The organism is Synechococcus sp. PROS-7-1 (genome assembly GCF_014279795.1).
Taxonomy (GTDB): domain Bacteria; phylum Cyanobacteriota; class Cyanobacteriia; order PCC-6307; family Cyanobiaceae; genus Synechococcus_C.
Genome location: NZ_CP047945.1, coordinates 2544122 through 2565218 on the forward strand (window position 1 = coordinate 2544122; position 21097 = coordinate 2565218).

Here is a 21097-nt window from a genome sequence, read left to right on the forward strand (position 1 = left end):
ACACAAGGGCAACATGATCAGCGGAACCACCGGTCTGATCGGCCTGCTAGGGCAACCGGTGCGTCACTCGCTCTCACCGGCGATGCACAATGCCGCCCTTGAGGCCATGGGGCTTGATTGGCGCTACCTGGCGTTGCCCTGTGCGAAGTCGGATCTGGGCTCTGTGCTGAGCGGCCTCAGAGCCGTGAACTGCCGCGGCCTAAACGTGACCATCCCGCACAAGCAAGCCGTGGCCTCCCATTGCACGGAGCTGAGTGCTCTGGCCTCGCGTCTCCAAGCCGTGAACACTCTCATCCCTGCCGACAACGGCGGCTGGTACGGCCACAACACCGACGCGGAGGGATTTCTGGCTCCTCTGCAAGACACGTCAGAGGCGTGGCGCGGCGGCACGGCGATCGTGCTGGGCTGCGGTGGCAGTGCCCGTGCTGTTGTGGCAGGGCTTCAGCAACTGCCCCTGAACGCCATCCACATCGCCGGTCGACGGGACACAGCACTGGCAGCCTTCCTGAACGATCTGCATCAACCCGCCGAGGAGGAGACGGTCCCTCTGGTTGGCATCCCCCTTGAGGAAAACAGGATCCGGGAGGTTCTCACCCAGGCCTGCCTTGTGGTGAACACCACTCCAGTGGGGATGGAGGGGCACCAGAACGGAAGCGCCATGCCCCTGGATCAGGACATCTGGAACGATCTCGAGGCAAGCACAACGCTCTACGACCTCATTTACACACCAAGACCCACTCCCTGGCTGACACTGGGGGCAGAACGGGGTTGCCGCACCATCGATGGCCTGGAGATGCTGATCCAACAGGGGGCCGCTTCTCTTCGCCGTTGGAGCGGCTGCACCACGGTGCCGGTGGAGGTCATGCGCCAGGCGGCCCTCAACAGCCTTGCCTCAACGCAGCGCTGAGCCTCTGCATCCCCAGACTCCGGGCCTACGCTCAAACCGTTCGAACCGCGGTCATGTCCATCCCTTCCTGGCAACGGTTCCTGGGTCTTCTGGCCTATCTCCTTCCGTGGAGCGACGCGATTCCCTTCGGAAGTCACCTGATGGGGCAGTTTCCTTGGCTGCAGTGGCTGACGCTGCCCGCGCTGCCGATCGCACTCCTGGAGCAGGGAATCCCCTTCGGCAACCTGCTGATCTTCTTCCTGCTGTTCTTGGCCGTGGTCCGCAATCCGGCTGTGCCTTATTTCATCCGCTTCAACACCCTTCAAGCGTTGCTGGTGGACATCATCGTTGTGCTGCTCGGGTATGCCTTCATGATTCTCCTGCAGCCTTTGGGTGGCGGTTTGATGCTGAGAACCCTCTCCAGCACAGTGGTGATTGCCGTGCTGGCTGTCGTGATCTTCGCGCTGGTGGAATGCATCCGCGGTCGAGAACCTGATCTGCCGGGCCTGAGCCAGGCCGTGCGAATGCAGCTCTACTGAAGCTGTCAACCCCAAAGGGATAGGCTGTTGAATCCGTCGCTCACCCGGGTGAGCCATCAGTCCCTGTCGGAGCTGTCTCCATGACCCAGCAGCCTTACTACGAAACCATGTACATCCTCCGCCCGGACATACCGGAAGAGGAGGTTGAATCCCATCTCACCAAATACCGCGACATCCTGGTCGAAGCGGGCGCCGACGTGCTCGACAACCAGATGCGCGGGAAGCGACGCCTGGCCTATCCGATCGCCAAGCACAAGGAAGGCATCTATGTGCAGCTCAGCCACAACGGTGATGGTCAACAAGTTGCTGTGCTCGAAAAGGTGATGCGTCTCAGCGAGGATGTGATCCGTTATCTCACGGTGAAGCAGGAAGGACCTCTGCCCGCACCGCGCGTCGTGCCCGGCACCGAGCCCGCTGCTCCCCAGCCGGAACCCGCGGAAACCTCTGCCTGAGCCAGGGATTGTGGAAGTCGTGACCGGGCGATAGCGTCCGGTCATGGACCCCCAGGACCCCTCTCACCAAGCTCCGGTACCCCTTTGGCATCCGCAGCCTGATGCTGTTGAAGCCGACACCGCCGAGGATGCAGCGATCAGTGTTTTAAAGGAACGCATCGCTGAGCTCGAGCAGACCGTGCATGACTACGAATTGCTGCTCAAAGAGCTGCCGGAACTGTTCGAGCGCAAATTCCAGCAGCGGCTCGAACCGCTGCTGGAACGTTATCGACTGCTTGCCAGAGCCCAGCAACTGCTCGAAAGCCCCGCTCCTGAGTTGCCCGCAGAGCCAAACAACAACGAACAGCGTTCTCAGTTGTTCCGTTGGCGCTCAGAACAGCGCAGCGGCAGACGGCAAACGGATTTGGATGCTGCGGCATAAGCCAGCCATCAACGACGACGGGCGGCCGACCAGAGACGTATGGGCAGACCCCAGACATAAATGAAGCCTTCGGCAGCCCGGTGATCAAATTGATCCTCGCTGCCATAAGAGGCCATTTCAGGAACGTAGAGGCTGCTGTCGCTGGACCCCCTCCCGGTGACGATGGCATTGCCCTTGTGCAGGCGCAGCCGCACCACGCCGTTCACTTGGCTCTGGGTGCGATCCATAAAGCCATCGAGGGCCTCCTTGAGCGGACCGAACCACAGACCTTGATACACCAAATCAGCCCATTGCATCTCCAGTTGTCGCTTGGTGCGGAGCACATCAGCAGCAAGGGTGAGACTCTCCAGTTCCTGATGGGCCTGGATCAGCAGTAGCAAGCCTGGCGTTTCATAGATCTCTCGACTCTTGATCCCCACCACCCGGTTCTCGATCATGTCGAGTCGACCGATGCCATGGGATCCAGCCAAACGATTGGCCTCTCGAATCAAGGCAACAGGATCCAGACGCTGGCCGTTGATACTCACAGGGTTGCCAGCTTCGAAGGCGATCTCGATCTCTTCAGCAACCGAGGGCGCCGCATCGATGGACACCGTCATGGCGAACACCTCTTCAGGGGGAGCCTGCATCGGATCCTCCAGAGGACCGGCTTCAACGCTGCGACCAAGAAGATTGAGATCGATGGAGTAGGGAGATTTCTTGCTCACCGGCGCTGGGAGGCCGCAGCGCTCGCCATAGGCAATCGTTTCCTCCCTGCTCATCCCCCATTCCCTGGCAGGCGTGAGCACCTTGAGATCAGGAGCCAAGGCGGCAATCGCCACGTCAAACCGCACCTGATCGTTGCCCTTGCCAGTGCATCCATGGGCCACAGCATCCGCGCCGACCTCCCGCGCGACCTCCACAAGCCGCCGGGCAATCAGCGGTCGCGCCAGAGCGGTGGACAAGGGGTAGCGACCCTCATAAAGAGCGTTGGCACGGATGGCGGGAAAGGCAAACTCTTCGATGAAAGGCTGGATGAGATCCCCCACCAACGACTGACTAGCGCCGGCATCGAGAGCCTTACGCCGAATCGGCTCCAGCTCATCGCCTTGGCCGAGGTCAGCAGCAAAGGTGATCACCTCCTCAACACCCCACTCCTGCTTGAGATACGGGATGCAGACACTCGTATCCACACCACCGGAGTAAGCGAGCACAACCTTCTTGGCGCGTCCCATCAAGCGGACTCCTGATCTGTATCGGACTGCTCCGATTCTCCACTCCCGCGGGACGACCACAGCAACCAAAGGGTGATCAACACGGCTGGGGCCAGCACCAGTACCAGTACCGGACCCGATTGGACCTCCAGAGGCTCAGGGTGACGCGCGCCCCAGAAGCGCAGTGCTGCACTTAGGAGCAGTGCTCCTCCCCACAGGGATCCAAGCCAACCCGCTTTGTTCAAGGAACTGTCACGGACTGTCTTCTATGATGACGGATTGGCTTGCGAGATCTTGTCCTCAGCCCTCACGGACATGAGCGCCCTTGACGGCGTCAATCCAGCTCTCACCCGCTACGGCCGAAAAGAACCAGCCCCGGTGCTTCCCTTGCGGGAAGAGCCTGATCTGCTGAGCTGGCTCGAAACCAGCGGGCGACTGGTGGAAGATGAGGAATCCAGCTCACCGGAAGTGAGCACCGTGGAAGAAGAAGAGCTGTCAGCTCTCATGGGCGAGAAAGAGGACTACAACGCTGCTGACGAGCAGAACGAGGAAAACTGGGAAGACTGATTTAACGTCCAGCCGATTTGCGGTTGGGTTTTGAGCGACGCTTCGGACCAGACGCCCCGTCTTGATGGCCGGTGGCCTGCAGCCATTCTGATCGGCGCGGTTGGCACCGCGGCCTTTCTTTCAGACCGCTTGATCCCCAACAGCCTGTTGAGCCTGCCGCTCATAGCCGCGACACTGGTGTCAACCCTGATCACCTGGTGGGGAGTCCCCAGGTTGCGCGCCTTGAAGATGGGTCAGGTGATCCGAACGGAAGGCCCCCAGGGTCACCTCAGCAAATCCGGAACGCCCACGATGGGCGGACTGCTGGTGGTGCCCGTTGGCGTGATCATCGGGGGGCTCGTGAGCAGCGAGGGGCGCAGCGCGCAGCAGCTTCTGGCCATTGCACTGGTGACCCTCGCGTACATGGTCATCGGTGGTGTGGATGACTGGAGCAGCCTCACCAAACGCACCAACACCGGTCTCACGCCCCGAGGCAAGCTGCTGCTTCAAGCCACAGCAGCCGTGCTGTTCCTGGGCTGGGCCGGATGGCAGGGCTGGATTGAACACACAGTGAGCCTGCCGTTCAATCTTGAGCTTCCGCTCCATTGGCTGATCTGGCCCCTGGCTCTGTTTGTGTTTCTTGCCGAGAGCAATGCCACCAACCTCACCGATGGCCTCGATGGTCTGGCATCCGGCTGCGGAGCCCTTGTGTTCACTGGGCTGGCCCTGCAGCTGATGCTTCGAGGCAATGCCGGCGATCCTGCGCTGGCGGGATTTTGCATGGGCATGGCTGGCTGCTGGCTGGGATTTCTGATCCACAACCGCAATCCCGCCAAGGTGTTCATGGGAGATACAGGCTCCCTCGCAATGGGAGCAGCGCTCACCGCCGTGGCCCTCCTCTCCGACAGTCTCTGGCCCCTGCTTCTGATGGGCGGTGTTTTTCTCGCCGAGTCCGTTTCAGTGATCGTGCAGGTGTGGGTGTTCAAAGCCACCAAAGGAGCCGACGGTCAGGGGCGCCGCATCTTCCGGATGGCACCGCTCCATCACCATTTCGAACTCGGAGGAACGCCAGAGCAAGTGGTGGTGCCCTTGTTCTGGCTGGTTACGGCGGGTCTGGTCATGCTGGGGCTTGGGCTTCACCCGAACTGATCCCACCCTCATGAGTTATTTCACCTGGAATGATGCCGGCCTGACCTCCGACTGCGCCAGTCTCGAGGCGATGGCCTCTCGTTTTGAGGAAGCGGCCCGACTGATGCGCCGGATGGCGGCTCAAGGCTTCGTTTTGGAACGAAACAACGGAGCGCAACGCATTAACCACAACGATGCGGAGGTGTTCAACGCATGGGGGTTCGTGGATGAGGAGCCTGCCGTGCGTCAGCTCACGCTGATGCAGGACCTGGAATCCTGAGCGACCCGCTGATGCATCGCACCCTGCGCAACTCCGTCAGCCTGCTGAAGAGCAATTACGGCACCACCTGGTCCTTGCTCCTGCTTCCAGCCATGGCTGCGGCAGTCATCAGAGCACCATCGCCCGAAAGCACCCTGGATCTGCTTCTGCGCTTTTTGGCGTATGGAGTTGCTTTGATTCCTCTGGCCAGGGTGATCTCCATCCTCGTGGATCAACTGAGCGAACACCTTGGCGATCGCTACAGCGGCGTGGTGAGTGTTGGCCTGGGGAATCTGGTGGAACTGGTTGTGAGCATCACAGCCCTTGCCAGCGGTTTATACCGCCTTGTGGTGATCTCGGTTGCCGGTGCGGTGATCACGAACTGCCTCCTGGTGTTGGGCATCAGCACCTTCGTGGCAGGCCGCCGGGAACAGCATGTTCAGATCGACGACCGCAGCACCAACCTGCAGGCTCGCCAATTGATGCTGAGCCTTCTGTTTCTGGCAGTGCCGACCGTCTTCAGTCTCGGCAAAGGACTGAATCCGATGGAAGGCACCGATCAACTGGACAACTTTGCGGTGTACTCGCTGGTGGTGGCCGTGATGATTCTTCTGTATTACGTGCTGTCCTTCGTGCTGCAGCTAGGAACCCACCGGTCCTTTTTCAGCCACTCCCAGGATCAGCAGCATCTGCCGGGCTCTGCAGTGGAGAGCGCTGGAGGGCAGACAGCTAGAGGGCAGACAGTGGCAGACAGCAGTTCACACCACGGCATCGGAGCCATCCTGATCGCCATGTTGGTGGTCAGTGGCGCCGTGGTGCTGGTGTCCGATCCTCTGGTGGAGACACTGGAAGTTCTGCTCAAAAACAGTCCACTGGGTGAACTCTTCATCGGATTAATCCTGCTTCCTCTGTTCGGTTCCACCGCCGAAGGGGTGATCTCCATTGGTGCCGCCGCAAAAGGTCGCATGGATCTGGCCATCACCAGCACCCTCGAATCCAGCGGCCAGCTGTTGATGTTCGTGTTGCCGATGTTGGTGCTGTTGGGCTGGCCCATGGGTCGATATCTGCATTTGAGCGTGCCACTGATGGCCCTCGGGTGCACAGGGTTCGCTGTTGTCGCCGTGCACTGGATCACAGAAAACAATCAACTGGATTGGTATGAGGGAATTCAGCTGATCACGCTCTATACAGTGATCATGCTTGGCACTCTTCTTCTATAAGAGTTGGCAACTAGCAACTATTTTTCCTGAAAACATTCATCAGCGAACATGCTTGCAGCTCAGAAAGATTAACCATGCAAACATTGACAAGCTAATTATTTGTTGCCTCCTGGCAGATACTGCCTACATTTCAAAAGTAAGACGTCTCAGCCCTTTCACTACAAGTGTTTGCAATGCTCGAATTTGAATTGGCATCACTTCTCGGGATCGGCGCTCCTGCTTTCGCTGCCTTCACCGCATTCACTCTGTGGCGTCGATTGCGGAAGCAACAACCCCCCTCGCCATCGGTTCAGCCAACTCCACCACCCCTTTCAGCCCGGCAGAAACTGGTTTGGGGGCTCCTGCAGTTTCTGAAGGTCATTCCCGGATACAGCGGTTCACGGCTTCAGCAACTGGTTGAAACGATGATCGCTCCCCCTGCCCTCATGGCCTGGTCCTGAGAGCTCCCACCAGCCAAACCACGACAAAAGCCAGAAGCGATACCCCCAGATAAATCAACGCCCACTTCTGAACCGTGGCGATCTCCCAACCGAACAAAAGACCATTGGCCGCATCGCCAGCTGTTGTGAAGCCAATCGTGGTGAAGCTCAAGGGATTGGCCATCAGGCACAGGGAGAGGATGGGTCCATGCTGCCGGGAAACCTTCCATGACGACGTTGCCAGCCACCATTTTGCTGCTGGGGAGCGGTGAACTGGGCAAAGAGGTGGCCATTGCTGCCCAGCGCCTGGGATGCCATGTCATCGCCTGCGATCGCTATGCCGATGCTCCGGCCATGCAAGTGGCCGATGAGTCAGAGGTGCTGGCGATGACCGACCGCGCAGCCTTACTGGACGTGGTTCGCCGGCACCGGCCCACTGTTGTGATTCCGGAAATTGAAGCGCTGGCAGTGAATGCTCTCGCTGAACTGGAGGATGAGGGAATCACTGTGATTCCGACGGCACGTGCAACAGCCGTCACCATGAATCGCGATCGCATCCGTGACCTGGCCGCTGGTGAACTGGCCTTGCGCACTGCACGCTTCGCCTATGCCGCCAGTGCAGAAGAACTGCAAGCTGAAGCCCCGGCCCTCGGCTGGCCTGTGGTGGTGAAACCGGTGATGAGCTCCTCAGGCAAAGGCCAAAGCGTTGTGGATGGACCGGAGGGACTAAATGAGGCCTGGGAGGCGGCCATGGCCAATGCCCGAGGAACATCCACCCACGTGATTGTGGAGGAATTCCTGCGCTTCGATCTGGAAATCACCCTTCTCACCATCCGTCAGAAGGATGGCTCCACAGTGTTCTGCCCGCCCATCGGTCATGAACAGGCACGAGGCGATTACCAATGCAGCTGGCAACCAGCTGCTCTCAGCGACAAACAGCTGAATGAGGCGAAAGCCATGGCACGCACCGTGACGGACAACCTTGGAGGTGCCGGACTGTTCGGTGTGGAATTCTTTCTCTGTGGAGACGAGGTGATTTTCTCGGAGCTGTCACCCCGCCCCCATGACACGGGTCTCGTGACCTTGATCAGCCAGAACCTCAGCGAATTCGAATTGCACCTGCGTGCAGTGCTGGGGCTTCCGATCCCGGCGATCCGCTGCGCCGATGCCGCAGCCAGCCGCGTCATCCTGGCCGACAGGCACGGCAGCCGCGTCACTTACAGCGGCATGGAAGAAGCACTCAAAGAAAGCGACACCAGTGTGTTTCTCTTCGGCAAACGCGACGCCCGGCCGGGACGGCGGATGGGGGTGGCATTGGCTCGAGGCGAACATCAAGCCGAGGCCCGTGCCAAAGCAGATCGCAGTGCTGCAGCCGTACGCCTTCAGATCGAAGACTGATCCGCACGCGAGCGTGCATTCAGGAATCGATAGTGCTGGAGCCCCTCCAGGACCCCAGACAGACGGGCGCGATCGGCGAAGTACACCCTTTGCAGCTGGCGGCATCCATCCAGGCAGGGGTCATGATCCGAGGGAATCACCGCAGCAGGGAGGCCTTGAACCAACTCAAGATCCCCCTGCTGACTGGCGACGACCAGAAACCGGTCCAGTGGAAGAGACCAACGCAGGGAGAGAAAACGGATGGCTTCACTGCGGGATGCCCGAAGCGGAAGCACATCCAGAAACCAATGGCAGCGAAGGTTGGGACGGGCTGCTTGATGCTGCTGCCGGAGACGCTGACGGATCAGAGGAAGCACGGAAGGTCCTGGCTGCCTGAGGAGGTAACTGACCTTGAAAGGGCCTTGATTGCCAGGGGCCTGCAGCGTGATGTGATCGCCTAAATCGGCCAAAGCCTTTTCCACACCCTCACGCTGCCAATCGACACCGATCTCAGCGGACCAAAGACGATCGGACTGATCCTCCTGGCCGTAGTGAATCTCTGTTCCGGCCTGGGTGATCCAGACGGAAGGATCCGGTAGCTGCAATTCGATAAATCGCTGCCTAGCGGCCGCTAGAGACCGACCCGTGATGATGCCAAGTCCAGGCCCCATGGGCAGACCTGCGGACGCTGTGAGCTGATGGCGCAGAGCCTGCAATGCCTCAGCGTCGGGTTGTTCGAGGCTGCTATCGAGGTCGAGCAGGAGCAAGCGATCACCCAGAGGGTTGGCTTGCGCAACAGGTCGCTCAAGCAGCTTCACCGCAGCAGCAGAGGGGCTGAGACGTCCCTGCATTAACGCCAGATAACTGCAGACATGTGCGTCCCAGCTGTAATGACGACTGACGGCTTCCACCCCGTTATCACTCCAGCGACGCCAGCGCGCTGGATCTGATCCAGCACGTTCGAGGCCATCCTGGAGGGACTCGCGGTCGGTGACATCCACCAGCAGTCCGTTCTCACAACGACGCTGGATCTCGCGGGGCCCTCCATCGTCTGTGGCCACCATGGGCAGCCCGGAAGCAGCGGCCTCCAACAGGGTCAAACCAAACGGCTCCGTTAGGGCTGGATTCACAAACAGCCCTTTGCGCTCAGCAGCCCAGCGGTAAATCGCCGGGACCTGATCACGGCGATGGTGCTTGGGATAAGCAACTGACCCGTAGAGGTCATAGCGGTCGACCAGTTCAAAGATCTGCTGGAACACGTCCCGCTGCTGCCGATCCATCTGGCGAGAGTCATCCCGATTCCCGAGCACCAGAACAAGATTGTGACGCTCGCGCAGAACCGAAGATCGACCAAACGCTTCCACCAGCGCAGGAATGTTCTTGCGCCGATCAGCCCGGCAGATCGCCAAGAGCGGAGGTCGCTGAGGCTCACGCAGGAACGACTGCACCATGGCTGAGACATCCGCTGATTCTTGCGGGGTGCTTCGGGGGTGGAACCGTCGTGCATCAACCCCGGGGGGTACGACGTCAGCGCGATCTGCCTGAAACCGCCCGTAACGGGAATACTGATGATCTCGCTCCTGACGGGTGCTGGTGATCACAAGATCCGCATGGGCGAGCGCCAGTTCCTCGGCATCGATGCGGCGACTGATCGAGTAGGTCTGCTCGATCTGCTCACGATCACCACCTGCCGCCAACAAACGGCGCAACTTTTCTCGACCCAAGGAATGACCCGTAAAGACGAGCGGCAGTCCCAGACGTCGACTCACCAGGGCGCCTACATAACCGGCATCGGCGTAGTGCGCATGAATCCAGTCCGGACGTCGATCCGTAGCTTGCAGTTGAAGGACCAGCTGATCCGCCAGCTCATCAAGATGGGGCCAAAGCTGCTCTTTACGCAGATAACGCTTTGGCCCGAAGCTGAAACGTCGGATGCTCGCCCCAGGGGCAATCGATTCTTCAACCCGGGCGTAATCCGCAGAGACGCGACGGTCCTGAATCAAGCGGGTGACCACTTCAACGTGATCAACCTCGGCGCGGGCCGCAAGACTTCGAACCAGTTCAAGGACGTAGAGGGTCTGACCACCGGTATCAGCATCTCGTCCTAGCTCCAGATCATGGGAACGGAACAGACCATGAAGATGAAGATGAAGCAGATTCAGTCCCACTTTCATCCTCCGCAGCAATCAGGAAAGAGTCCTGATGGACCTATCAATGGATAAAGGATCCAACCAGCAATAAAGATGAAAACAATCTGAGAAAGTGCAGCAATGGGTCTTTCAAATCAGGTGATAAGCCTTTGCTGAAGCGGATTTCCCGTGAATCAAAACGAAGGGCGAATGGCTTCAGATATCGAAACACCAACAGGACAGAGCACAATTCTCGTGTTGCAAAGGCTGTGCTCAGAGCTGACTGCTGACATCCACAAGACGTCGATCGGGATGGCCCCAACGACCTTCCTCAAACGTGGGCGAGGCCGGGACATTCAATTGTTGATTGATCCAAGCCAGCAGCACTGGCCCAATCACAGCCTTCGGAGCTTGGCCGCGAAAACTGCGCAAATTGAAATGGGTGCCACCGTCCACAAGCACCAGGCGATGGCCAAGCCGGGCGGCCTGCGTGTCACGCATAGGGGACACGGCTTCCGGGCCTGAAGGAACAATCCAGTCACGCGTGCCGCTGATCAACAAAATCTTCGGGCGAGAAGATCGAGTCGGATCCGCCCGGTCCAGCGACTTGTCTGGATCGAACAGAAGCCGCAGGGGGGGACTCACCGCAACCACTGTCTTCACCCTGGAATCTGCAACGCCTGCTTTGTTGATCCCTGAGAGCCAACTGCACTGCAACACCCAACTGATGTTGCGCTCAGAATCCTTGGGATCACGGCAACGGGCTTTCAACTTCTGATCCGTCGGACTACCACCCGCCAACTGGAGCGTCGTCGTAGCTCCCCACGAGTGGCCGACCACGGCCACTTCTTTGGTGTTGAGGTCGCGATCAGCAAGAAACCGACCTTTCTCGACAGCCGTCAGCAGCGCTGACACGTCCAAAGGGCGCAAACGCAGCTCTTCTGGACCCGGTGGTGGCTGATCACCCGCCAGCATCGCCCTCTGCTGATTGAGATTGCTGCCTGGATGGTCTGGCAGCACGACGACATAGCCATTGGCAACGAGAACCTCGGCCCAGGCTTCAAATGACTCCGGGTCATCCCAAAGACCATGGGAAATGACCACTAGCCGTTGGTTTCCCGCCCCGTTTGGCTTCACAACGAGAACGCGCAGAGGCTCCTCACGGTGCTGCACGGACACGCGAATGATTTCTCGACGCGAAGTCGCAAGACGAAGAGACTCAAAAAAGTCAGTCGACACTGGAGAAGCAGAGCCGACCTTCACGAGCTCCAGGCCGTCTTTTTGATTGGCCATCAAGCGGTTGACCGCCTCTCCAAGCTTGGAAAGATCGATGGAAGCCTCCTCTCCAGGAAGTTGGTAAAGGAAGCCGAGAAGATTGTCCTGGCCATTCTCGTAAGCGCGAATCAACGCTTTCGTAAGCATCGATCCACTGGTATCGGAAGGAACCCCTTCGAGATTGACGATGTAGGCAGCAGCTTTGAGTGCCTGCTCCAAGAGGGGCTGGCCGGTGGAGCCTTCCAAAAACCCCCGGAGCTCAATCGGTAATGGACTCAGGAAAACTTTCTTGAGCAGAGCGAGCAGTCGACCGTCTGAAGCACGGTCGAGATCAACAAGATCCGGGCTGGATTGAATGACCTCCTCGACCGATCGACCATCTCCAAGATTGATGGTGAAGTCGACGCCCAGATAGGGCATCCGCAAGACAAGCCGTTCCAATGCGGCCGCAGGAGATCCACTGAGAGCTAGGGCAGCACTGGCTGCAGCTGCAGCGAGGGAGCAACGAATCCAGCGCATCAGGCAGCGAGAGGAACATCCGATTCAGGTGGATGTTGCTCGAGAACCTTGGCCAGATAGCGACCCGTGTGACTGGTTGGATGCTGGGCCACCTCTTCAGGAGTTCCGCAGGCCACAATCTGTCCCCCTTTGTCACCACCTTCCGGCCCGAGATCGATTAACCAATCGGAACAGCGGATCACATCAAGATTGTGTTCGATGCAGATGATGGAATTGCCCTTATCCACCAAACGCTGCATCACATCCATCAGCTTGTGCACGTCATAGAAGCTGAGGCCTGTGGTGGGCTCATCAATCAAATAGAGGGTCTTGCCCGTGGCCCGTTTGGACAGCTCAGTCGCCAACTTCACCCGCTGAGCTTCACCCCCAGACAAGGTGGGTGCAGGCTGACCCAACTTCACGTAACCGAGGCCAACATCCACAAGCGTGCGCAGGCGATCCGCCGCTTGTGGGATAGCGGAAAACACATCCGCTGCCTGTTCCACAGTCATCTGCAGAACATCAGCAATCGTGAAGCCTTTGTAGGTGACCTGAAGGGTCTCACGGTTGAAGCGAGCTCCCTTGCAAACATCACACTGCACATACACATCCGGGAGGAAATTCATCTCAATCACATTCACCCCCTGGCCTCGGCAGGCCTCACAGCGCCCTCCCTTCACGTTGAAGCTGAATTGACCGACCTGGTAGCCGCGAGCCTTGGCCTCGACCGTGGCAGCAAACACCTGACGGATTGGATCGAAAGCTCCGGTGTAGGTGGCCGGATTGGAGCGGGGGGTGCGGCCGATCGGTGACTGATCAATCACGATCACCTTGTCGATCGATTTGATGCCCCTGAGTTCACCAAGGCCATTCGGAAAGGGCACCTTGTGACCGAGACCATGCTCCAGAGCGGGATGCAGCAGTTCATTCACCAAGGTGCTTTTGCCACTACCGCTGACCCCGGTGACCGACACCAAGCGGCCTAGCGGAAATTCAACACTCAGATCGGTGAGATTGTTGCGAGCACAGTTGAGAAGCTTGAGGCTGCGGGTTCCAACCGAACGCCGCTCTGAGGGCGTGGGAATGCTGCGACGACCGCTGAGATAAGCACCGGTTAGCGAGTCCTCGGCGGCCAGAAGATCCTCGAGAGAACCCTCGGCCACGATGTGACCACCGTGGACGCCGGCACCCGGCCCGATATCCACCAGGTGATCGGCGGCACGAATGGTGTCTTCGTCGTGCTCCACCACCACCAGGGTGTTTCCGAGATCACGAAGGCGCTCGAGGGTGGCCAGCAACCGATCATTGTCGCGCTGGTGAAGACCAATGCTCGGTTCATCGAGCACGTAGAGAACACCGGTGAGTCCAGCACCGATCTGGGTGGCGAGACGGATGCGCTGGGCTTCTCCACCGGAGAGGGTCATCGCTGGCCGATCGAGACTGAGGTAATCCAGGCCCACGTCGAGCAGAAAACGCAGACGCATGCGGATCTCGCGCAGCACCAGGTCACCGATCTGAATCTGGCGATCCGTGAGCAACGGTTCACTGGCTTCGAAGGCCCCCACGCCCATCAAACGCTCAATGCGTTCCAGGGTCTGACCAACGCTGACGGCGGTGAGTTCCGTGATCCGAAACGGACCGACCCGCACAGACAAAGCTTCAGGCCGCAACCGTTGACCGGCACAGCTGGCACAAGGCACCAGCTCCAGATATTTCTCCAGCTTCTGACGCATGGCCTCACCGCTGGCGTCCCTTAACTGACGCTCCAGGATCGGCAGGATGCCTTCAAAAGGCCGCTCGTAACCACCTTTACCTTTGCGGTAGCGACTATCGGCCTGAATCAGAATCGGATCCCGACTTCCATTGAGCAAAACGTCCTGCTGCTCCTCAGTGAGATCCTTCCAGGGCGTTTTAATCTCAAACCCAAAAGCCTCACCCACGGAATAGAGCAGGGAAAAGTAATAGGAGTTGTCTTTTTCCGCCCAGGGCGCAACGGCCGCATACACGGGCAACGCTGGATCAGGAATCACCCGCTCTGCGGTGAACTTGCGCAGATGTCCAATGCCATGACAGGCGTCACAGGCTCCATAAGGACTGTTGAAAGAAAACAGTCGCGGCGACAGTTCTTCCATCACGGCCCCATGCTCAGGACACGCAAAGTTTTCGGAGTAGAGACGCTCCCGATCCACTCCTTCGGGAAGCTCCTCGTCCTTCTTTGGAACCACCTCAACGATGGCCAGACCATCGCCGCGCTTCAGGGCTGTCCTTAGGGAATCCGTGAGTCGCTCCTGAATGCCGTCGCGGGCCACCAGGCGATCCACAACCACCTCAATGCTGTGCTGGTGGTTCTTGTCGAGCTCAATGTTGTCGGCAAGCTCCCGCACTTCTCCATCGATGCGCACGCGCGCGAATCCTTCAGCCGCAAGGCCACTGATCAGCTTGCTGTGAGTGCCCTTTTTGCCTCGAACCAGCGGCGTCAGCAGCTGGTAGCGGGTGCCTTCGGGAAGCGTCAGGATCTGATCAACCATCTCATCGATGGTCTGGGGCCGGATCGCCCGATCACATTGCGGACAGTGAGGTTCACCAGCCCGGCCGAAGAGAAGTCGGAGGTAGTCCTGGATTTCTGTGACCGTTCCCACGGTGGAGCGGGGATTGTGGCTCGTGGATTTCTGATCAATCGAGATTGCCGGTGAAAGGCCCTCGATGGCATCCACATCCGGCTTGTCCACCTGACCCAGAAACTGACGCGCGTAGGCCGAGAGACTCTCGACGTAGCGGCGCTGACCCTCCGCAAAGATCGTGTCGAAAGCGAGGGAACTCTTGCCGCTGCCACTCACACCGGTGAACACCACCATCTTGTTGCGAGGGATGGTGACGTCGACATTCTTGAGGTTGTGCTGACGGGCACCACGCACCCGAATCACATCCTCAAGGGTTCCACCACTGAGGTTGACGGGCTTAGAACCCGACGGGGCCTTCGATTTGGGAGCAGGACGCCCCATAGGGAGGAACCTCGGCAGCACCGGATTCTACGGAGATCGAATCGGATTCAGGCCACGCTTTGATCCAGAAGGCTGGCCGCATAAGCCTGAGCCTCTTCACGGTCACCGCCAGCAAGTTCCGCCAGTTCCCGCTGGCGCTCCTGAGTGTCCCGCAGGTGGGACACTCGCGAGCGGGTGATTCCTGCAGAGACGTCCTTACTGACGCGGAAGTGATGATCGGCAACCGCAGCCACAAGCGGTTGATGGGTCACACAGAACACCTGGCGATGGCGTGAAAGAGTGCGCAGAAGATCGGCCATGGCACCACTGACCCTGCCGCTCACACCGGTGTCGATCTCATCGAAGAGGAGGGTGCTCGATCCATCGACCATGGCCAGTGATGTTTTGAGAGCTAACAGGAAACGAGACATCTCACCCCCAGAAGCCACCTCAGCCAGTGGCGCCATCGGTTGACCGGGGTTGGCTGAAAACAGAAAACAAACAGCGTCGGCGCCGAATTCCCCAGGGTCGACAGACTCGATCTTCACTTCAAACCGCACATTCGCCAGACCCATCGGACGCAAGTAGGCCATGAGATCGGTCTGGAGCTTTTGGGCCGCGGCCTGACGTAAACGCGTCAAAGACGCGTTGCTGTGATCGCGTTCCACACGAGCTGCCAGCTCCTGCTCCTGCAAACGGCGCAGGAGCCCATCCGAACCTCCAGCTTCCTGGCGTTCACGCAACGCGTCACGCTGCTGAATCAGAGCAGCCAGATCCTGACCGTGGCGACGTTCAAGTCGCTTGAGCAGCGACATCCGATCCTGGAGGACCGCCAGACGTTCGGGATCACTGTCCAAAGACATGCCGTAACGCTCTAACGACCGAATCAGATCCTGAACACCAGCTTCAAGATCGAGACAGCGTTCCGTCCAGGGTTGCAGGGAGCTGTCCATGGCCTGCATCGACTGCAATTCGTGAGTGCAGGCAAGAAGATGATCAAGAACCGATGGAGCCTGATCAGCTCCATCTTGCAAACGACCGATCAAAACGGAGACCCCCTCCAGCAAGCGCACGCCATGCACCAGGCGGTCCTGCTCCAACTCCAGCTGGGCTATTTCTTCTGGGTCGTCGAGGGCAGCCTGTTCAAGCTCCATGAGCAACGCCTCGAGCTCATCGCGTTGCTGTTCCAGTTGGAGACGGTCCGATTCGGCCCGATTAAGCGCATCGATACAACGCTGCCAGTTCAGCCAGTTGCGTCGCACGTCAACGAGCTCCGACTCCAGCTGCGCACCACCGAGACGATCCAACCAGCGACGCTGCTGACCTGGTCGCGCCAGCTGCTGGGTCTGGCCTTGCACTGTGAGATCGATCAACAGAGGGCGCAACTCGAGCAACTGCTGCCGGTTGACAACCACCCCATTCAGACGGGATCGACTGCTGAGACGATCATCCTGCCGTCGCCACTCGCGCGTAACCACCAGCTCAGACTCTCCATCATCGAGCTGATGGCGCTCCAACCAGCGCTGCCCACTGTCTCCGACCCGGAAACTGGCTTCAATCAGAGCCCGATCACAACCGTTGCGCAGCAGACGCGATGCGGCAGACGCCTGCATGCCGCCAAGCACAGCATCGAGGGCATCGAGAAGGATGGATTTGCCAGCACCGGTCTCGCCGGTCAGCACGGAAAAACCTTGATCAAACGCCAGATCCAGGCTGTCGATCAATGCGATGTTTTGGAGTCGCAAACCGGTGAGCACGGCAAGCCCCGGTGGTCGTGCCGACCGTAGCGGCGGCTCAGCTCGTTTAGAAGGGGGGTGAACCTGGCAACTCGGCCCGTGGCCCCACAGGAACTTGGCGATTTCATCGAAGCCTCGGGTCTGCTCACCTACGACCCTGCAGCGATCACACGGATCTACGCCGGCCACCCGCAACGCCTATTGAGGCGTCTTTGGCAGACCTTGGTGCCCATCGGCCTGTTTCTGCTGGGCGTCGGCACCGACAAAGTGCTCGGGCTTCTGAGCGATCAAAAGCGTGCGCGCGCTCGAGCCAAAGAATTCGCAAACCTCTTGGTCGATCTCGGCCCGGCGTTCATCAAAGCGGGACAGGCGTTGTCCACCCGTCCAGACATCGTCCCTCCAGTGCTGCTTGAGGAATTGGCCCAGCTGCAGGATCAGCTCCCGGGTTTCGATAGCGCCTTAGCCATGGCCTGCATCGAGGAGGATCTCGGCGCTCCCGTGGATGACATCTATGAATTCCTCGAACGGGAGCCGATTTCCGCAGCGTCACTCGGACAGGTGCATCGCGGAGTCCTGAAAAACGGCCAACGGGTGGCCGTGAAGGTGCAGCGACCAGGCCTGCGCGAGCAGATCACCCTGGATCTCTACATCGTGCGCAATATCGCCGCCTGGTTGAACACCAACATCGGTGTGATCCGCAGTGATCTCGTGGCCCTGATCGATGAACTGGGGCGCCGAGTGTTCGAGGAGATGGACTACCTGAATGAGGCCAGCAACGCCGAACGATTCAGCGAACTGCATCGGCATAACCCGCGCATCGCCGTTCCCCTCATCTTTAACGAAGCCACCAGCCGCCGGGTGCTCACCATGGAGTGGATCGATGGGGTGAAGCTCACCAATCTTGAGGCGGTGCGCAAGCTGGGGATCGATCCCGATGACATGGTGGAGGTGGGCGTGAGCTGCAGCCTCCAGCAGTTGCTCGAGCATGGTTTCTTCCATGCCGATCCCCACCCCGGCAATTTGCTCGCCCTTGAAGACGGCCGGCTCTGTTATCTCGATTTCGGGATGATGAGCGAGGTGACCAGAGAATCAAGAACCGGACTGATCCAAGCTGTGGTTCACCTCGTGAACCGCAATTTCGGAAAGCTGTCCAAGGATTTCGTCAACCTCGGATTCCTCGCGGAGGATGTGAATCTCGAGCCGATTGTTCCCGCCTTCGAAACCGTGTTCAGCCAGGCTCTCGAAGCCGGTGTGAGCCGAATGGATTTCAAAGCGGTCACCGACGACCTCTCTGGGGTGATGTACAAATTCCCCTTCAGGGTTCCTCCTTACTACGCGCTGATCATCCGTTCTCTGGTCACTCTGGAGGGCATCGCCCTCAGCGTGGATCCTGATTTCAAAATTCTCGGTGCCGCCTACCCGTATTTCGCAAGGCGACTGATGGAAGATCCCGATCCTCAGCTGCGTTTAAGTCTTCGAGAGATGCTGTTCGATGGCGACATCTTCCGCTGGACCCGTCTGGAAAATCTGGTCGCCAGCGCCGCCAGCCAGGATCAACTCGATCTGGATGCGCTGCTCGATCAAGTTCTCGATTTCCTCTTCTCAGCCAATGGCGGCATGCTGCGCCGTCAGTTGGTGGATGCCATTGCTGATCGCCTCGATGCCCTGAGTTGGATGACCCTGCAACGCATCGGACGACGCCTGCCACGCCCATTGCAACCGCCCTTGCTCCTGGAGGCAAGCGACAGCTTCGACCAGAGCACTTACCTCGATCTTGAGCCGGTCCGGCAACTCATCGCTGTTCTGCAGCAACTGCCTGGTTTCAGCCCTGATCTGGTGTTCAGCCGTCTGCCCCGTCTGATCCGTGAACCGGATGCAAGACGCATGGGCCTAGACCTGGCCCAAGGCTTAGCCGAACGAGGAGTTGTCCGTCTGGTGAAGGCAGCCGCTGGCGTCTCCCCCTAAATTCCGATCGCTGAGACTCCGTCATGCCTGCACGTTCACGTTTGCGTCACCAAGCACTGGCTACGGGCTCAGCCCTGGCGCTCACGCTGCTGAACTGTTTTCAACCCCTTCATGCCGCTGAAGATGTCGCCCTGGTGAGCGGTGCCTTCATCCGATCCATCAGCGTGGCCGATCTCGCCTACCTAGCTGAAACCGGGAAAGCCCGGGGCTTGCTCTCCGATCTTCTGCGTCTTGGCAAACAAGATCCTCAAAACGTAGCCAAACTGCTGAATCAGGAATTGGATCTTCCGCTGGTGCTCACCAGCCGTCTGATGTCCACAAAGATTGGCGATGTGATCCTCAGGCGCGTCGCCAAAATCATTTACCCACTGCGCGTCCCTGAGCCTTCTGTGAGCGTTCCGGCCATTCGTGCTGGGGTGATCAACGGTCTGCAGATCGGTGAAGGTGGCCTCAACATGGTGAAGTTTTTGGAGGCCTATCCCGCAGACGTGATGGAGATCAATCTTCCAGCGCTTATGGCGGCCATCGAAAAGGCTGAATCCATCGCCGGGCTGGTGAAGTTCTTCTCAGACTCTCCGCTCGATGGCCTCAAGGAGAGCGGTCAGTAAACCCGCCGGCGGGGATCGCCACATAGATTCCTCTGGACGAGTGCCCTTCGCAGGTGTCAGTAATCAATGCCTTCCGCCGCCGTTTCTCCCCGGCACCAGTCCTTCAGGACTGGCCAGGGCTGATCGAGGCCTATCGGCCTTGGTTACCGGTTACGAAGTCAACCCCCGTTATCACCCTTCGAGAAGGCGCCACCCCGCTGATCCCCGTGCCATCGGTTGCCGAACGGATCGGCCGCGATGTGAAGGTGTTCGTCAAATACGACGGCCTGAATCCCACGGGGTCCTTCAAGGACCGGGGCATGACCATGGCGATCAGCAAAGCAAAAGAAGCCCATTGCGAGGCCGTGATCTGTGCCAGCACTGGAAACACATCCGCCGCCGCTGCTGCTTACGCACGGCGTGCCGGCATGCGCGCCTTCGTGCTGATCCCCGACGGATACGTGGCGCAAGGAAAGCTGGCTCAGGCTCTGGTGTACGGCGCAGAAGTGCTGGCCATCCGCGGAAATTTCGACCGAGCTCTAGACATCGTTCGCGAAGTGTCTGATCAGTTCCCGGTCACCCTGGTGAACTCCGTGAATCCCTTCCGCCTACAGGGACAGAAAACAGCGGCTTTCGAGGTGATCGATGCCCTGGGCGATGCGCCTGACTGGCTGTGCATTCCCATGGGCAATGCAGGCAACATCACGGCCTACTGGATGGGCTTCCAGGAGTACAACCAGGCAGGACGCAGCCGCAAGCTGCCCAGGATGATGGGCTTCCAGGCCAGTGGCTCCGCGCCTCTGGTGAACAACACCACGGTGACGGATCCGGACACGATCGCCACAGCCATCCGCATTGGTAACCCCGTGAACCGCGAGAAAGCGATTGCCGCGCGTAAGGCCAGCCATGGTGACTTCCTGGACGTCACCGATGCTGAGATCATCGAGGCTTACAAGCTTCTCGGTGGGCAGGAAGGGGTGTTCTGTGAGCCAGCAAGCGCTGCTTCGGTGGCCGGCCTGCTCAAAAGGAAAGAGGAGGTGCCCACGGGAGCCACGGTGGTGTGCGTGCTCACCGGCAACGGACTGAAAGACCCGGATTGCGCCATCAACAACAACGATGCAGCCTTCCATACCGACCTGGATCCCGATCTCGGAACCGTGGCCCGTGTGATGGGCTTCTGATCGCGATCAAAGACCATCCCCACGACAGCTGGGCATGTTTCCCCCTGATGCCAGGGGGTTTTTTTATGGGTTGAAGCACCTCAGCCCAGCCAAACCAACGGCAACCAGATGAAGAACTGCCTGGGGACATCCAGGCACAACCCCCCCAATCCATGGGGGGAAACAAGCTCGAATCCACCCATCCAGACATCGGAAAGAATTCCTCAGCCTGTTGAAACAGTGGAGAACGGCACGCGTTCCTCAACAGCCAATTTGATTCCCCCAGGCCTGTGCAGAGTGAAACCCTGTGCCGCAGTGGCGAATCA

At 59.1% G+C, this 21097-nt stretch carries 19 protein-coding genes; 12 read left to right on the forward strand and 7 right to left on the reverse strand.

Translation table 11 applies throughout. The features are described 5' to 3' along the window. The first annotated feature begins 13 nt into the window (after positions 1-13). The 4 genes from SynPROS71_RS13695 (at position 14) to SynPROS71_RS13710 (ending at position 2298) form a co-directional block, all read left to right on the forward strand. On the forward strand, positions 14-907 hold the full coding sequence (locus SynPROS71_RS13695; RefSeq protein WP_186595806.1) for a shikimate dehydrogenase: 894 nt from the start codon (positions 14-16) through the stop codon (positions 905-907). A 53-nt stretch (positions 908-960) separates the two neighbouring features. Continuing rightward, on the forward strand, positions 961-1425 hold the full coding sequence (locus SynPROS71_RS13700; protein ID WP_186583728.1) for a Tic20 family protein: 465 nt from the start codon (positions 961-963) through the stop codon (positions 1423-1425). A gap of 80 nt (positions 1426-1505) precedes the next feature. After that, a complete protein-coding gene (gene rpsF, locus SynPROS71_RS13705) occupies positions 1506-1877 on the forward strand; it encodes a 30S ribosomal protein S6 (RefSeq protein ID WP_186595807.1) in 372 nt (123 codons plus the stop codon). Between the two features lie 43 nt (positions 1878-1920). After that, positions 1921-2298 carry a hypothetical protein gene (locus SynPROS71_RS13710; RefSeq protein WP_186595808.1) on the forward strand — a complete coding sequence of 126 codons (378 nt, stop codon included), beginning with the start codon at positions 1921-1923 and terminating at the stop codon, positions 2296-2298. Positions 2299-2306: 8 nt separating this feature from the next. Here the strand turns inward: SynPROS71_RS13710 and SynPROS71_RS13715 are convergent, their stop codons facing one another. Both SynPROS71_RS13715 and SynPROS71_RS13720 read right to left on the reverse strand, forming a co-directional pair. Then, complete coding sequence (locus SynPROS71_RS13715) at positions 2307-3512, reverse strand: argininosuccinate synthase (RefSeq protein WP_186595810.1); 1206 nt, start codon at positions 3510-3512, stop codon at positions 2307-2309. Continuing rightward, positions 3512-3736, reverse strand: a complete 225-nt coding sequence (locus SynPROS71_RS13720; RefSeq protein WP_186595812.1) for a hypothetical protein — start codon at positions 3734-3736, stop codon at positions 3512-3514. Before SynPROS71_RS13720 ends, SynPROS71_RS13715 begins: the two co-directional genes overlap by 1 nt. Before the next feature lie 70 nt (positions 3737-3806). Between SynPROS71_RS13720 and SynPROS71_RS13725 the strand changes: the two genes are divergently transcribed. The 4 genes from SynPROS71_RS13725 to SynPROS71_RS13740 all read left to right on the forward strand — a co-directional run bounded on the left by SynPROS71_RS13725 (position 3807) and on the right by SynPROS71_RS13740 (position 6644). Further along, positions 3807-4058, forward strand: coding sequence for a DUF3134 domain-containing protein (locus tag SynPROS71_RS13725; RefSeq protein WP_038005302.1), 252 nt, complete (start codon positions 3807-3809; stop codon positions 4056-4058). Between the two features lie 84 nt (positions 4059-4142). Then, positions 4143-5186 carry a phospho-N-acetylmuramoyl-pentapeptide-transferase gene (mraY, locus tag SynPROS71_RS13730; protein WP_370586881.1) on the forward strand — a complete coding sequence of 348 codons (1044 nt, stop codon included), beginning with the start codon at positions 4143-4145 and terminating at the stop codon, positions 5184-5186. 10 nt (positions 5187-5196) lie between these two features. Further along, entirely contained in the window at positions 5197-5445 is a 249-nt protein-coding gene (locus SynPROS71_RS13735) for a hypothetical protein (protein ID WP_186595816.1), read from the forward strand. 11 nt (positions 5446-5456) lie between these two features. Continuing rightward, positions 5457-6644, forward strand: a complete 1188-nt coding sequence (locus SynPROS71_RS13740) for a calcium:proton antiporter (protein ID WP_186595818.1) — start codon at positions 5457-5459, stop codon at positions 6642-6644. A 423-nt stretch (positions 6645-7067) separates the two neighbouring features. Here the strand turns inward: SynPROS71_RS13740 and SynPROS71_RS13745 are convergent, their stop codons facing one another. Further along, positions 7068-7247 carry a cytochrome B6 gene (locus SynPROS71_RS13745; protein ID WP_186595820.1) on the reverse strand — a complete coding sequence of 60 codons (180 nt, stop codon included), beginning with the start codon at positions 7245-7247 and terminating at the stop codon, positions 7068-7070. Positions 7248-7291: 44 nt separating this feature from the next. Here SynPROS71_RS13745 and purT point away from each other — a divergent pair, with 44 nt between their 5' ends. Continuing rightward, complete coding sequence (purT, locus tag SynPROS71_RS13750; protein ID WP_186595822.1) at positions 7292-8461, forward strand: formate-dependent phosphoribosylglycinamide formyltransferase; 1170 nt, start codon at positions 7292-7294, stop codon at positions 8459-8461. Here purT and SynPROS71_RS13755 read toward each other — a convergent pair. The 4 genes from SynPROS71_RS13755 to recN form a co-directional block, all read right to left on the reverse strand. Next, on the reverse strand, positions 8446-10614 hold the full coding sequence (locus SynPROS71_RS13755; RefSeq protein WP_186595824.1) for an HAD family hydrolase: 2169 nt from the start codon (positions 10612-10614) through the stop codon (positions 8446-8448). The genes purT and SynPROS71_RS13755 overlap by 16 nt on opposite strands. A 228-nt stretch (positions 10615-10842) precedes the next feature. After that, complete coding sequence (locus SynPROS71_RS13760; RefSeq protein ID WP_186595826.1) at positions 10843-12363, reverse strand: alpha/beta fold hydrolase; 1521 nt, start codon at positions 12361-12363, stop codon at positions 10843-10845. After that, positions 12363-15344 (reverse strand): excinuclease ABC subunit UvrA, encoded by a 2982-nt coding sequence (gene uvrA / locus SynPROS71_RS13765; RefSeq protein ID WP_186595828.1) that lies wholly within the window; start codon positions 15342-15344, stop codon positions 12363-12365. The genes SynPROS71_RS13760 and uvrA overlap by 1 nt, the downstream gene beginning before the upstream one ends. 47 nt (positions 15345-15391) lie before the next feature. Then, entirely contained in the window at positions 15392-17080 is a 1689-nt protein-coding gene (recN, locus tag SynPROS71_RS13770; RefSeq protein WP_186595830.1) for a DNA repair protein RecN, read from the reverse strand. Positions 17081-17158: 78 nt separating this feature from the next. Here recN and SynPROS71_RS13775 point away from each other — a divergent pair, with 78 nt between their 5' ends. Genes SynPROS71_RS13775 through thrC form a run of 3 tightly spaced genes read left to right on the forward strand, consistent with a single transcriptional unit; the run spans position 17159 to position 20792 of the window. Continuing rightward, entirely contained in the window at positions 17159-19024 is a 1866-nt protein-coding gene (locus SynPROS71_RS13775) for an AarF/ABC1/UbiB kinase family protein (RefSeq protein WP_186595832.1), read from the forward strand. 23 nt (positions 19025-19047) lie between these two features. Next, the gene (locus SynPROS71_RS13780) at positions 19048-19632 is read left to right on the forward strand and encodes an alpha/beta hydrolase (protein ID WP_186595834.1); all 585 of its coding nucleotides are present in this window, start codon (positions 19048-19050) and stop codon (positions 19630-19632) included. Between the two features lie 53 nt (positions 19633-19685). Further along, positions 19686-20792 (forward strand): threonine synthase, encoded by a 1107-nt coding sequence (thrC, locus tag SynPROS71_RS13785; RefSeq protein ID WP_186595836.1) that lies wholly within the window; start codon positions 19686-19688, stop codon positions 20790-20792. Positions 20793-21097 lie beyond the last annotated feature (305 nt).